Genomic DNA, 14,695 nt, shown 5'->3' with positions numbered 1-14,695 from the left:
CACCTCGGTCTCATTGCATATTATTCCTTTAACTTTCTCCACAGCGTCGTGCGGTTAATATTCAGCCGCTTTGCTGCTTTTGATTGATTCATATTTTCTTCTTCCAGTACCGTCCGAATGATTCGTCTTTCAATCTCGTCAAGCGTGCCATGTAAATAGCTGGACAGCTGTTTTTCTTCATTCTCAAAAGCAAGTTGCTCAATTGCCGGCTTTGCTTTACTCAACGTGATATATCCACTTTTTGTTGTCAGCACCAGTTCCTCCATAATCCGCTTGAACTGCCGGACATTTTCTCTAAATCGCTCGTTTTGAAAGGCGGCAATCACATCTGCTGACAGCCCAACAACCTGCGTCCCATAAAGAGAATTTAATTCAGCTATAAATAACCGGCTCATATCCTCAATATCTTCTGCCCGTTCAGATAACGGCGGGACATGAATGACGAGCTCCTGCAAACACGTATATAGGTCTTCATGAAACGCCCCAGATTGCATCAATTTGAACAAATCAACTGTAGATGCAGCCATCCAGCGAATGTTCTGCTGATGATGAATAAGCTGCTCGGCCATAATGGGCTGCATAGCCATTGGGACACGATCAATATCCTTCAGAAAGATCGTCCCTTTTTGATGCACCGGAATTATGTTTACATCATCTAATTCAGTCAAACGGCTGCAATGCACCGTCATAAAGCTCTCATTTTTCCTCTCGCTCAATTGGTGAATAGCAAAAGCAAGGCTTGATTTACCAGTTCCTTGTTCACCATAAAGACAAATCGATCGATCTGTTTGGCTGAACGCCTTTGCCCTTTTAATCACATCTTTCATATTTGAACTCTGCTCAGTAAAAAGAGCAAATGGATGTGCTGAATGAACAGGTGCAGCCAGCGTCCATATACGCTGCCCCTCCCTATTAATCACAGCAGAAGGCTTCTCAATCGTCAAAAGCAGCTCACCTTTAGATAATAAGCTTCCTTTGACATGCCACACTTGCTGCTGAAAGGAGATTTGAGAATATCCATTTTGTTTTCCTTCTCGAACTGCTTTTACTGCTGGTTCAAGCGCCGGGCACCAATCCATCACATCAACATGAGACGTAAACGGTGCAAATAACCCTTTTTCTGTCCATTCTTTCATTTGCTGATTGATAAAATAAAGCTGATTGTGCTGATCAATGATCAGCATCCCTTTTGACTCTTGGTCAATCATTTCACGAAAGAGGCGCTGCTCAGCTGTCGCCTCTTTATATAAACGGTACATTTGTTTTGCTTGATGAAACGCTTCTTTGACAGATTCACGTCCTGAGGTAATGAGCATGCTTTGCATCCCCAGCTCCTTGGCCGCTTTATCTGTAATCACATCACCCAGTACAACCTGTGTCCCTTGCTCCTGTAACTGCTGTAAAAGATCCCACACTTCTTCCTCTTGCTGTATCGTATAAATATCAATTTTGATCCCGTATAACTCTCCGATGGTGCGTACACCATGTGTAATATTTTCAAATCCAACTACTGCTTTTTTCCCTTGGTAATCTTTAATCAGCGTGAGGGCACGAAGCAAGTCGTAGCCTGACACAGGGATATCCACCACTGGAATGTTGACGTGTTTTTGAATAAGCGCAGCTGTCCCCCCGCGGCTCATAATAATATCCATTCCTTGAGCCTCGGCCTGTTCTGCCAGTGCAACACCAGACCTAAGATCTCCGACTTCAAGCTGGAATGTGATGCTTTTTTCGTCTTTGGCAAGGTCGGTTAATACATCGCCTAATCCTTTATACGGCGCAATACCTAATACTTTTATATTCATGAAAAGGACCCCCATTTTTTATCTCTTCATCGTGAGACATACGTTGAGGGAGTCCAAATGTTAGCAAATTGAGACAACCCTCCAAACATCAATTATAAATGAAGAAAATGAGGGTTACAATTCACGGAAACACTGATCCCTTGCGGTTAAGACGTGTGATGAGTCCATTCTTCCCTCACACACACATACTTGATGGCCTGCCGGTAAAAAGTAAACGCAATGTGCAGACTACCATCTTTTCCTTCTGTGATGGATGGATAGGAATACTCTCGATTTAATTTGTCCTTTGAGTTGTTTGTCATGGCATATCCATCGCCAATTTCAAGGTTACGTCTGACGGGCCATGTCGCACCGTCATCCGTCGAGATGGCAAGTGTCATTGGCGCACGCGGTGTTCCCCAAAAGGCTGGACGCGCCTCTGTATCAACAGCCGTTCGTGTATCGCCTTCATCCTCAATCTCATCATACAAGGACGCTCTTCTTTCTGTTTGATCATCCGCATTGATATGGTTATAAACGAGGGCAAGATGACCATTATGGAGCACCGTAAATTGAATGGATGAGTTATTGTTTGGCAGCTCTGTTGCTCTTGGCTCAGACCATGTCCGTCCATGATCCACTGAACGGCTCATATAAATCGAATCAGCAAACCGGCTTCTAAAGAGGGCAAGCAGGGAACCATCCGCACATTTTCCGATATTCATATGAACACAGCCAGTACTGTTTGGCACAGTGACCTCTTCCCAGGTCTCCCCTTGATCTGAGGAAATCTTCACAGCACTGACATCACGGTTTCCTGTCCATTTTACGCCAGGAATCGTTTTACAATAGAACACCGGAAGGAGCCAATCATCATTATCCAATACAACAATAGGCTGTCGTATAAACGTCCCCGGCTGATCAAATAAAGTACCAATCTCTCCCCAAGTCTCTCCTCTATCCTCCGATAAACGATATCTCACAAGAGCTGTATCTTGATTGCCAGAAAGTTGTGCTGTATAAAGCAGCCACAGCCTGCCATCTTTCTCTTGAAAAAGAACTGGATTTTGTTCAGATCGTGTAGAATCATCAGACAGCTTCACAGCCTTCGTCCATTGATTACTTCCTTGCTTGAGCCTTGACATATAGATAGAGATATCAGGAATTCCTTCTTGCGTACCGCCAAACCATACACACAGCACATCTCCATTATCCAGCTCGATGAGATTAGCCGCATGGTTTTGCACGCAATCTGTTGGTAGAAAGGCTTCTTTTCTTGCTGCGTCTTGTTCATTTTGTCGCAATTTTCCATCTATTTTGATCATGATGTCTTCATTTGTCATCATAATTCTCCTTTCAGTGATTGATCCTTTTTAGCTGGCGGGCTGATCCATCGATCCATCACCAGAACTAGGAAAGGAATGATAATGGCCACATACATATTATCGATTCCAAATGGATTATCGAGTAAATACCACACCGTCGTGGCGATGCCTGAAGCGGCAAGACCAATGGTTGCTCCTCTATTTGAATTAAAGTATGGCAAGTAAAAGCCCATTGCTGCTACAACTGCAATCGATGTTCGAAGTGCTCGTGTAAAAAAGGAAAGTGACAGCAACTCTGGTGCAAGTGCGACCCCCACAAGCGGCACAATCCCAACCATGACAGCTACATACCGAGTCACCTTCATACGCTGCTCTGGTGATGGTTTCTTTTTCGGTACATAAAAGTCATCAATAATCAACGTGGTTGTAGCAAGTGCAACCGTCGAGACACCAACAAAAATGGACGCGACAAGCGATGTTGCCACAATAGCGCTCAAAATCGGATTCATATGCTGTAAAAAGACAGGGAAAGCATAAATAGGGTCAATGTCTGGATACAAATAACGGGCTGAGACACCGATGATCCCGATCGCAATGGCAAGCGGCAAACAAAGGAGTGCTGCATACAGGGTCGATTTTTTCGCTTCTCGTTCACTTTTCGACGAGGTGATCGCTTGAATGATAAACTGCGTCGCAAAAATGGCACCCATATTTCCTATAAACCAAGCTCCAATCGTTCCCCAACCGATGGTCCCATCCCATGTAAAGAAATGGTCGGGTAATGTTTGTTTCATTGGCTCAAAGCCTTTTGTTAAATAAAGGGCTACCCCTAGTGTAATCAAAATCCCCGCATACTTCACAATTGAATGAAGGATCGTGACCCATGCAACCCCCTTCATTCCTCCGAAAGTAAAATAAAATGTACTCACAACCGCCGTGATGATGGCACAGGTCATTAAAGGAAGACCAAGAATGGATGCAATGGCAGCTGAACCACTTAAATAGTTTCCTAGATTCACTAAGAGCAGGGCTGCAATCATAATGACAGAGACAACAAGCTTTGTTGATTTTCCAAATTTTTGATCAATAATACCTGAAATCGTGTATTGTCCTGTTCGATAAAACTTTCCCACTAAGAAAAAGGAAAAAATAAAAAAGGCAATAGCAACTGTGATAACAGACCATGAAGCGGAAAGCCCATGTGTAAAAGCAGATTCAGCTGTTCCGACAGTTGACTTCATCCCAATGAATTCACTCATTAACAAAATACCGACCACAATAGCTGGAAGTGACTTAGCGGCATTGTTAAATTCTGAGTTAGACTTACTGCGGAAACGCATCGTCAGCCAGGTCGTAAACAGAATATAGAGAATAATGACGATTAAAATAAATGTGATGACAGAACTGCTTAAGACATTCACTTAAAATCCCCCTTTGTGTGCAAGCCGTATGAAGCAACTTCTCATGTCCCATCCCAGTGACGTATGAAGTGTTAAACGTGGAGCAGTTTCATGTAGACCTGTTCAATATCAGAGACAGACATCGGCTTCGGGTTGTTATCCATTAATCTCTTCACCTCCGAAGCAGCTTCAGCAAGTGCCGGCACATCTTCTTTTGACACACCGAAGGCTTTGAGTTGTTGAGGAATGTGTAAATCCGCTGTCCACTCTTCAATTTGACGAATCACTTGCTCTGCAAGCGTATGCTTTGAGCCTTTCTCTTCGATCCCTATCACTCTAGCAATATCTTCAAGACGATCTTTGATATGGTCTGCATTAAACGCCGTGACATGAGGAAGCAGCATGGAATTAGCGACACCGTGTGAAATCTTGAATTTCCCCCCTAACGGATAAGCCATTGCATGAACAGCAGCGGTTCCGGCACTTGTGAGCGCCATCCCGCCATACATGGCACCAACCAACATATCTTCCCTTGCTGTCATGTTATCCCCGTGATGATAGGCCTCCTGAATACTTCCTGAAATGAGCCTCATCGATTCGAGTGCAAACATATCACTAAATGGATTGGCTTTATTTGAAATATACGATTCAAGCGCATGCGTAAAAGCATCCATCCCTGTAGCTGCGGTAATGGCTTTTGGCAATTTGAGTGTCAGTGCGGGATCTAAGATCACAAGATCAGGCAAAAGGTATGGGCTGACCATGCCAATTTTTAATTCTTTTTCCGGAAAGGTAACAATCGCGTTTGGTGTCACTTCTGATCCCGTACCTGAGGTTGTTGGAATGAGAATCGTTGGAATTCCTCTTTTTTTAACAAGGTTCGTGCCAACGAGATCAGAAATTGGCTGATCATTCGTCTTTAGAACAGCTAATATTTTGGCCGCATCCAGCACACTCCCGCCACCAATCCCAATAATGGCTTCATGCTCCCCTTTTAAAAATGTCTGGAACACGTCCTCGATATTTTCTTCCGTTGGTTCAGGCTTAATCTCTGTGCTGATCTCACTCGCAATCCCTTTTTTCGCAAGTTCTGTTTTGATTTGATCTGCGTAACCAAGAGATACGATGGATGGCTGCGTTAAAATAAAAATCGATCTCAATTTGCTAAGTCCTAATAGCTCTAGTTTCTCCCCAAGGAGCTCTAGAGAGTGGGCGCCAGAAACAATGTGTGATGCCGTTTGAAAGTGATAATGTGATATCGTCATCTCTTCACGACTCCTTTGCTGCTTTTGCTTGTATCCGATAATTCTCCATCATGTTCACCACAGCTTCTAAAGCCTCGCCGGATAATGCTTTGACCGGGCTTTTTGGCGGACCTACAGGAATCCCTGAAAGTTCAGCTGCTTTTTTCAAAGGTGCTGGTAACGTTCCTAATGTGAATGTCGCTCTTAACGGCTGTAGCTGCTGCTGACATTGCTCACTTTGGTCAAGATTTCCTTGCTGAAACGATTCATAAATGCCAACGACGGTTTTGGGAAGCACATTTGCCGTTGCCGCCACTGCACCTGTTCCGCCTAGCTTCAATGTCTCTAAAATGAGGGAATCCGTTCCTGCAAGCACGACAAACTCTTCATCCTTTGTGACATCGAGATATGCTTTGATATTGGCAATATCTCCACTACTGTCTTTAATACCTAACACATTCGGTAGGACGCTGAGCCTTGCAACCGTCTCTGGCGCAAGTGACACACCTGTTCTTGATGGAATGTTATAAAGTAAAATGGGGATGGTCACATTCTCTGAAATATGACGAAAATGCTCATACAGCTCCTCTTGTGATGGCGCAACAAAATAAGGGGTGATAACCGACAAGACATCTACGCCTAAATCTGCGAACTTGTTTGACAGCTTAATGGTTGCCTTAGTGCTATTCTCACCTGCTCCCATGTATACAGGCACCCTGCCGCCCGCAGCCTTTACAACAGTTTCAGCAATTTGAAGCTTTTCTTCCTCTGAAAACAAATGAAATTCGCCGTTTGTCCCTAAAGCAAAGATGCCGTGCACACCTGAGTCGATTAAATGATCAATAAGTTGCTTTGTCACTTCTGGATGAAAATGCTCTTCTTCTGTAAGCGGTGTCAAAATAGCTGGAATGATTCCTTGAATGTTCAAATGATCCTCCCCTTCTGATTGTTGCATTTTTAAACAATTAATTATTAAAACGCTCTCATGATTCTTATTATAAAAGCAATGTGATTTATTTAGCAACATTTTTTTCGTTTTTTTCAAATATTCAGTAGATGACATAAGTAGATGTTGATGTTTTCAACAAAAAAAGTGAACCAGCCGGTTCACTTTTTCATAGCATTCAATGTATGAAGAAGATGCTTCACTTTCAGTCTGACTCTTTCATGTAAATGAGCAGTATGCTCCTTTTCTTCTGCATTGGCAGCAGCGATACAAAGATGATGTACCTGGATACTTGTCTCTTGTTTAATGAAGTGCATCAGCTCGCCCATCAGCTGGACAGACGCACCATCTGATATCGTTCCTTTCAGCACAAGCCAAACGGACAGCTCTCCTTCTTGATGCATCCCATAAAGAAGGACATCTTCATCATTATCTTCAGCGGCGTATTGCTTCGGCCCATCAAATTGACCAAGAAATAAGTACCCTTCCTCATCATCCAGCATGTCTTGGAGTGCTTCAGTTCCCGTTCCAAGGGACCGTGTCCAAAAGAAACCCCCGCTTTTCTCATGTGATGAAAGGATGCGCAATGGCTGATGAGTAGAAAATGTCATTCCGTTCGCGCCATATGTTTTCCACCCATCCGCTAAGTTCAGCCTTGAATGTTCGGAGATGGACGCAGGTTCAATTACCAGCTGGGGGTTTGCCCGCAGTGGATGTTGGAGAGGTGTTACATCTGTTTCATACACCCGGTTCACCCGTTCGGTGGTCAACACATGATGCGGTTCTCCCAGCATGTCCGTCTTTCCTTCATTCAGCAAAAGCAGACGGTCACAATACAAACTGGCAATGTTCACATCATGAAACACACCGATCACCGTTAAGTTAGAGGAAACCGTCTCTTGTTTAATCAAATCGAGTAACTCTTTTTGATAAGCTAAATCAAGAAAACTCGTTGGTTCATCCAGCAATAAATAATCAGGGCACTGAGCCAGCGCTTGAGCTAAGTAAACCCGCTGCTGTTCTCCTCCGCTTAACTCATGGATGGATTGATCCTTAAATTGAGCAATATCTGTTTGGTACATCACCTTGCTGACAATCTCGATATCTTCTTTTATAACAGATTGTAGCCACCCTTTCTGATAAGGATAACGCCCAAACTGGACCGTTTCTTCCACTGTGAATGAAAAGGCTTGATCGGTCTTCTGGGGGAGAACCGCCAATTTTTGCGCAAGTGCCTTTGGCCGGTAGGATTGAACTGGATGACCACTTAGTGTTACTTGGCCGCTCTCAGGTGCTAAAATACCTGCGATCATTTTAAGCAGTGTCGTCTTACCGCTCCCATTTGGACCAAGGATGCCGAGGAATTCCCCTCGCTCCACTTCAAAACTCACGCCGTGAATGACCTCTTTTTCACCATATCCTCCTCTAACTTCCTTCACTTGAATCATAGATGCGTCCCTCCTCTATATCTGCGGATGAGGATGATGCCAAAGACAGGTGCACCAATTAACGCTGTAATGATGCCAATAGGCAATTCAGTCGGTTCAATGATCGTACGGGAGAGCACATCTGCTAAAACGAGAAAGGAAGCACCATTCAGCATCGACAAAGGCAGCAAATGACGATGATCCGTAATGGATAAAAGACGGATAAAATGCGGAATCACCAGTCCTACAAATCCGATCGTTCCTGACACAGCCACCGCACTTCCAGTCAGAATCGAACCAGCAAGCAGCACCACATATTTGCTCCGTTTCACATGAACTCCTAACAGTTTTGCCTTTTCTTCGCCATATGTCATCACATTTAAATCTCTTCCCATCAAGATCAATGCAAATGTACCAATGAGGAAAAAAGGAAGGAAAAGAGCAATATATCGCCAGCCTCTCATAGACACACTGCCTAGAAGCCAATGAATAATCTCTTTTAAATCATCACCTGTTAACGCAATCATTAATGAAATGAGGGCTCCTAAAAAAGAGCTGAAGATGACCCCCGTCAAAATTAAAGAAGAAATGCTCATTCCTCGGTGAACCAGACGGGCAAAAAAGAGGACGAGACATAGTGTGACAAGCGCTGTTGTCATACTCAAAAAAGGCAGTGTAAAACTGCCAAGCAAAGGAAACTGCAAACTGAAAAACAATGTGGCTACAGCTCCCACAGATGCCCCTTGAGATACCCCAAGTGTATAAGGGTCAGCGAGGGGATTTTTTAATAAACCTTGAAAGGCTGCACCAGATAACGCCAGAGCTGCACCGACTAACGCCGCTAATATCACTCTCGGCAGCCGGATATTCATCATAATATTGCGGTCAATTGCATCAATGGTTCCGGCCTGAATTCCAAATACTTCATGAACAAAGATCCGAAGTATAGAAGGAATGGGAATCCCTAAACTGCCAAATGAGATTCCCATTCCAATGCTCACGACAAGAAGTAAAGCACTTGCTGTGTATGCGATGATGATTTTATTTGAACGTGTCAGGATAGATGCTTTTCGCAAGAGCCTCCACTCCTTCAACCAATCGCGGTCCCGGTCGTGATGCCAGATCCGTATTCAATTGAAAGACTTGTTTTTCTTTGACTGCTTTGATCGCCTTCCAGCCGTCTCTTTTTTTCAGATCAGCTAAACTTGCGCCATCAATCGTAACGATAGCATCAGGATTTCGTTTAATAATTGATTCTTCCGTCATTTGCACCCAGCCTGTTTGGTCGCCAGCAGCATTTTTTGCATGAATGACAGACAGCATTTCGTCCATAAACGTTTGTTTACCTGTTGTATAAATTTCAGGCGCACCTGATACTTCGACAAAAACTGTTTTTTGTTTGTCTTTGGAGATGGATTCTGCTTGTTTTTTGATGTCATTCAGTTTTGATTTCATCTCATCTACAAGCTTCGTTGATGCCTCTTTTACGCCGGTTGCTTCACCAATCATATGGATAGACTTATAAACATCTTTGAAGGAAGCCGCATCATTGACAGTCAGCACTTGAATACCTGCATCTTCAAGCTGTTTAAATCCGTCTTTTGAGCTCATTTGTGATGCATGTGCTAAGACTAGATCAGGCTTTAAGGAAATAACCTTCTCTACATTGAAATCAAGACCGCCAATCTTCTCGACCTTTTCTACTTCCTTTGGATAGTTGTCAAAATCTGATCTACCCACGATTTTATCTCCAAGACCAAGGGCATAGGCAACCTCTGTATTACTTGGAATTAACGAAACAATTCGTTTAGGCTGTTCTTTGATTTCAACTGTTTTACCAACTGCATCTTTGATGGATACAGGAAATGCCGCAGCCTCTGTCTCTTTAGGCTTTGAACTGTTTGTTTTTTGGTCCGTTTCCGCACCTGCACACCCTGCTAAAACACCGATCACAAGTAACAATGATAGCCAAATACCAGTTAACTTCTTCATCAATAAACCCCCTGCTTTATGTACTGCTTGACGTCATCTCTTTCGTCAATTCTTTTCTAATTTCGGGAATATTATACTACAGTGCAGATAGGTTGTATATGTGATTCCGAATACGTCTTGTCTGTCCTTGTAAAAGAAAAACAGCCTTTGACGTGGCTGTTTTCACTTCCGCTATTGGTTGATATGTTCACCATTAATGACAACTTTCTGAAATGAAGGAGATACTGCATGTTCCAATGAAAGAGGGTATGTGACATCGTCAATGACACAGTCTTTCATTTTAAAGTGTGTGACCGGGGAATGTGAGTATGCGGCGATCTTGACACCATATCGCCCTCCGCTGCTTTTTAACCCTTCTACTTCAATATGACGGACTACAGGCCTATGCGGACCGGCATCCCCTTCCTCATACATCATGTCGATACAGACCACCTCATGTTTTAAGCTTTTCACTAGATTGTTTTTAAAATAGATGTGTTCAATGGTACCGCCCCTGACAGAGTTGGTCTTAATGCGCAATGCCCTGTCAAGGTTCGGACTGTCCATGACATTATCCTCTGCATATACATACTTGACGCCTCCAGAGATTTCACTCCCGATCGTTACTCCGCCATGACCATCACGCATCGTATTTCTACGAATGACGATGTTTTCAGATGGAACGCCGATTCTCCGGCCGTCCTCATTTCTGCCCGATTTAATGGCAATACAATCATCGCCATTATCAAAATAACAATCTTCAATGAGCACATGTCGGCACGACTCTGGATTCACACCATCTGTATTTGGGCCATGACCGATGATATTCACCCCGCGGACGATGACGTTTTCACTTAACACCGGATGGACTTGCCACATCGGTGAATCCTTTACGGTTACTCCTTCAATGAGAATGTTTTGGCAATTGTATGGCTGGATAAAGCTTGATCTTAAATAATGTCCTTCGCCAAACACTCTTTCTTCCACTGGTATTCTTTTTTCAGCCATATCAAAAAGGAGCTGACGATCCCGATCTTGAGAGGGCTGACCATTTGTTCCATACTTCCAAGGCCACCAGTGGTGTTCATCCCCTCTCCCGTCCAGCGTGCCTGCTCCTGTAATCGCGATGTTTTCTGCATGATGGGCATAAATAAGTGGTGAATAATTATAAAGCTCAATTCCTTCAAATCTTGTTAGAACAAGGGGGAGATAATCACGTGTATCTTGGCTGAAGCTCACATAGGCGTTTTCATGAAGATGAAGCTCTACATTGCTTTTCAATTCTAGAGCGCCTGTCAAAAATGTCCCTTCAGGAATCAGCACACGCCCTCCTTTCAAACGATGTGCATCATCGATGGCAGACTGAATAGCATTTGTTGAAAGCTCTATCCCTTTGTTATCTGCACCATAATGAATGACATTGAATTCACGATCTGGGAACTTTGGCGCTTTTATCTGCTTTAACACCTGATCTATGCCATTTGTTTCTTTGTCTTTTTTCCCTTGCTTTGCTAAACGTGCGAGTCCAATTCCTGTTAGTACTGTTCCTGCTGTCACATACATCAAATTCCGTTTTTTAGACATTTCCTTATCCCCCAGACGTCTTAAAGTGTCACACCTGTTTTAAAAATGGCCAGCTCTCTAAAATTGTTTTTTTCATGATTTAACAGCTTTCCACTCGCCACATCAATCACCGTGGCAATGAATTTCTCTAGCACCACATCTTCTGGTACATCTTCAAGCAATTCCCCCGCATTAAAGTCGATCCAATGTTTTTTTGTTTCATATAAAGCGGTATTGGTCGATACCTTCATCGTTGGAACAAATGTGCCAAACGGTGTGCCTCTGCCTGTTGTAAAGAGGACGAGCTGACAGCCAGACGCTGCGAGAGCAGATGAAGCAACCAAATCATTCCCGGGCGCACTTAATAAATTCAATCCTTTTCGTTTTAGCAGCTCCCCGTATGTTAAAACATCCTTTATAACGGAAGTACCCGCTTTTTGTGTGCAGCCGAGAGATTTATCTTCTAATGTCGAAATGCCTCCTGCTTTATTTCCCGGGGAAGGATTTTCATATACTGGCTGTCGATGATCCATAAAGTATTGTTTAAAATCATTGATCATCTGCACAATATTGTCGAATGTCGCTTTTGATTCCGCTCTCTCCATTAAGATCGTTTCAGCCCCGAACATTTCCGGTACTTCTGTTAAGACGGTGGTTCCGCCTTGAGCCACAATGAAATCGGACAGTCTGCCTAAAAGTGGATTTGCGGTAATGCCTGAAAACCCATCTGATCCTCCGCATTTCAAGCCGATTTTCAGCTCAGATAACGGAATGTCTTCACGCTGATCTTCTTTCGCTGCGTCATAAATTTCCTTGAGCAAAGCGACACCTGTCTCAATCTCATCCCCTACTTCTTGGCTTCTTAAAAATTTCACCCTCGTCTGGTCATACTCCCCTAATGTTGCCTGAAAATCCTCAATATCATTGTTTTCACAGCCAAGCCCTAGAACGAGAACCCCTCCAGCATTTGGGTGCTTTACGGCATTTTGAAGTATTGTTTTTGTGTTTTCATGATCATCCCCAAGCTGTGAGCATCCATAATTGTGCTTTAATACTAACGCCGTTTCAAAAGGATGGATGCTTCCCCCCATTTCAGCGGTAAATATTTGAATGATTTGATCGGCAATGCCATTGACACACCCAACTGTTGGGACAATCCAAAGCTCATTTCGTATACCACTTGCGCCATTTTTTCGTTTATACCCTTTGAATGTCAGATTCGTTTTTTCATAGGGGTTTTCTGTTAAAGAAGGGCGGTATTCGTAATCGAGCTTACCTGATAGATTCGTTTTGATATTGTGCGTATGCACCCATTCTCCAGTCGAAATCGCAGTGGATGCATGACCAATGGGGTAGCCATATTTGATGATATTCTCTTTTTCTTTGATCTCAGCCAATGCAAATTTATGACCTTTAGCAACGGTTTCTTTTAAAATGATTGTATGACCTTGGTGCTGAAGCTCTTCGCCTTGCTCAAGCACTTTTAAAGCGATACCAACATTATCTGAAGGATGAATCACAACAAAGTCTCTCATGCCTTCTCCCCCTGACTTTCATATTGAAGAATTTGGTGAACAGCAGCTCTCATGCCATTTTCATGTATGAAGGTGAGCTGCTCGGCTACTGCATCCCTCAGCCCTGCTATCCTCGTCAAATCCATCCCCCATAAAACTTCGTTTGAAAGAAGTTGATCGACCATTAATTCATAGGAATGGTCCACTTCCTCCCATGCTTCCTTCATGAATGTCATCACAGACTCATCATCCTTTATCTGATCTGCATGGACTTGATAAAAATAAATCAAACTGCTCAGTGAGAACATAAGCTTCGTAGGCAACTGTTTTTTTAGCTCTATATAATCTAGAAGAGACGGGAGAATACGCGCCCGAAATTTAGATACACCATTTAAGGCAATATCGAGTAATTGATGTTTGACAAAAGGGTTGCAGAATCGATCCCACACGGATTGTGTATAAAGAAGAAGCTCTTCTTCAGGAAGTGGCAAACCTGGCAGCACTTCCTCCTCAAGCATGCGGCGAATGAACACACCAACATGCTCATCATCCACCGCTTTTTTGACAGTATCCAAGCCACATGAATATGCAATCGGCACCATCGCTGTATGCGCACCGTTTAAAATGCGAACCTTGCTCATACGATAGGGAGCGATATCTTCCACAAAAAGTACGTTTAACCCTGCTTCTTGAAAAGGAAGCTCTTTTTGAACAAACGCAGGTGCTTCAATGACAAACAGGTGATAATATTCTGCTGTGACAAGCAATTCATCGATATACCCCTCTTCTTTTTGAACAGTCTCCGCTGCTTCCTGAGAAAATCCTGGGACAATCCGATCAACTAACGTATTACAGAACGTGTTGGCTTCCTTGACCCAAGCCACAAAATCAGGCGGAAGATTCCACTCAGCTGCCATTGTGATCACATATTCTCTTAATCGATCACCGTTTTGTTCAATCAATTCACAAGGTAAAATGATCAAGCCCTTTTTCTCATCTCCAGAAAAAGCTTTGAAGCGGTGATACAAGAAGGCTGTCAGCTTTCCTGGAAAACTTACTTGCGGCCGATCTTCTAATCGGTCCTCTTTTCTTAACACAAGTCCTGCCTCTGTTGTATTAGAAAAGACAAAGCGCACATCAGGACTTTCCGCTACATGTAAAAAGGCTTCATAATCTGTATATGTGCTGATTCCCCTGCTGATGGATTGAATGACGATCCGTTCGTTCATTTCTTTTTGGTCATGAAACCCTTGAATACATAAAGTGTACAAACCATCTTGTTCATTTAGAGCAGTCACTGATCCTTTTCGAGGAGGAACAACCACTGCTCTTCCTTTAAAATCTGTACAGTCGTTTAGCTTCTGGATCTGCCAATTCATAAATCCCCGCATAAAGTTTCCTTCGCCAATTTGTAGAATGGTTTCAGGATATTCAGCCACTGGGTACACATCTTTGGATAATCGTCTCAAACGCTTTTCCTCCCCGCATTTTTTGCACACGTGAACATTTTCATTTAAAAGA

11 protein-coding genes are annotated in these 14,695 nt (G+C 43.3%); all 11 read right to left on the bottom strand.

Going from position 1 to position 14,695, the window contains the following annotated elements:
* Window positions 1-20: 20 nt before the first annotated feature.
* Window positions 21-1,805: a PrpR N-terminal domain-containing protein gene (locus ACTJKA_RS02705; protein WP_440607614.1), complete on the bottom strand. Its 1,785-nt coding sequence runs from the start codon at window positions 1,803-1,805 to the stop codon at window positions 21-23.
* Between the two features lie 146 nt (window positions 1,806-1,951).
* On the bottom strand, window positions 1,952-3,127 hold the full coding sequence (locus ACTJKA_RS02700; RefSeq protein ID WP_171465764.1) for a sialidase family protein: 1,176 nt from the start codon (window positions 3,125-3,127) through the stop codon (window positions 1,952-1,954).
* Window positions 3,127-4,530 (bottom strand): sodium:solute symporter family protein, encoded by a 1,404-nt coding sequence (locus ACTJKA_RS02695; protein ID WP_440607613.1) that lies wholly within the window; start codon window positions 4,528-4,530, stop codon window positions 3,127-3,129. The genes ACTJKA_RS02700 and ACTJKA_RS02695 overlap by 1 nt, the downstream gene beginning before the upstream one ends.
* A gap of 71 nt (window positions 4,531-4,601) precedes the next feature.
* Window positions 4,602-5,774 carry an iron-containing alcohol dehydrogenase gene (locus ACTJKA_RS02690; RefSeq protein ID WP_076821094.1) on the bottom strand — a complete coding sequence of 391 codons (1,173 nt, stop codon included), beginning with the start codon at window positions 5,772-5,774 and terminating at the stop codon, window positions 4,602-4,604.
* Between the two features lie 4 nt (window positions 5,775-5,778).
* Window positions 5,779-6,681, bottom strand: a complete 903-nt coding sequence (gene dapA, locus ACTJKA_RS02685; RefSeq protein WP_079919746.1) for a 4-hydroxy-tetrahydrodipicolinate synthase — start codon at window positions 6,679-6,681, stop codon at window positions 5,779-5,781.
* A gap of 179 nt (window positions 6,682-6,860) precedes the next feature.
* Window positions 6,861-8,147, bottom strand: a complete 1,287-nt coding sequence (locus tag ACTJKA_RS02680; RefSeq protein WP_171465765.1) for a heme ABC transporter ATP-binding protein — start codon at window positions 8,145-8,147, stop codon at window positions 6,861-6,863.
* Window positions 8,144-9,202, bottom strand: a complete 1,059-nt coding sequence (locus ACTJKA_RS02675; protein WP_017359258.1) for a FecCD family ABC transporter permease — start codon at window positions 9,200-9,202, stop codon at window positions 8,144-8,146. Before ACTJKA_RS02675 ends, ACTJKA_RS02680 begins: the two co-directional genes overlap by 4 nt.
* Window positions 9,168-10,118: an ABC transporter substrate-binding protein gene (locus ACTJKA_RS02670; RefSeq protein WP_171465766.1), complete on the bottom strand. Its 951-nt coding sequence runs from the start codon at window positions 10,116-10,118 to the stop codon at window positions 9,168-9,170. Before ACTJKA_RS02670 ends, ACTJKA_RS02675 begins: the two co-directional genes overlap by 35 nt.
* Before the next feature lie 171 nt (window positions 10,119-10,289).
* The gene (locus ACTJKA_RS02665) at window positions 10,290-11,681 is read right to left on the bottom strand and encodes a glycoside hydrolase family 28 protein (protein WP_440607612.1); all 1,392 of its coding nucleotides are present in this window, start codon (window positions 11,679-11,681) and stop codon (window positions 10,290-10,292) included.
* 20 nt (window positions 11,682-11,701) lie between these two features.
* A complete protein-coding gene (locus ACTJKA_RS02660; RefSeq protein WP_017368042.1) occupies window positions 11,702-13,195 on the bottom strand; it encodes a UxaA family hydrolase in 1,494 nt (497 codons plus the stop codon).
* Window positions 13,192-14,643 (bottom strand): tagaturonate reductase, encoded by a 1,452-nt coding sequence (locus ACTJKA_RS02655; RefSeq protein ID WP_336750429.1) that lies wholly within the window; start codon window positions 14,641-14,643, stop codon window positions 13,192-13,194. Before ACTJKA_RS02655 ends, ACTJKA_RS02660 begins: the two co-directional genes overlap by 4 nt.
* Window positions 14,644-14,695: the final 52 nt, after the last annotated feature.

Origin of the sequence: Bacillus sp. 22190 (assembly GCF_052045575.1) — a bacterium.
GTDB classification, from domain to species: domain Bacteria; phylum Bacillota; class Bacilli; order Bacillales; family Bacillaceae; genus Bacillus; species Bacillus altitudinis.
This window is presented reverse-complemented; position numbering and strand designations above follow the sequence as displayed.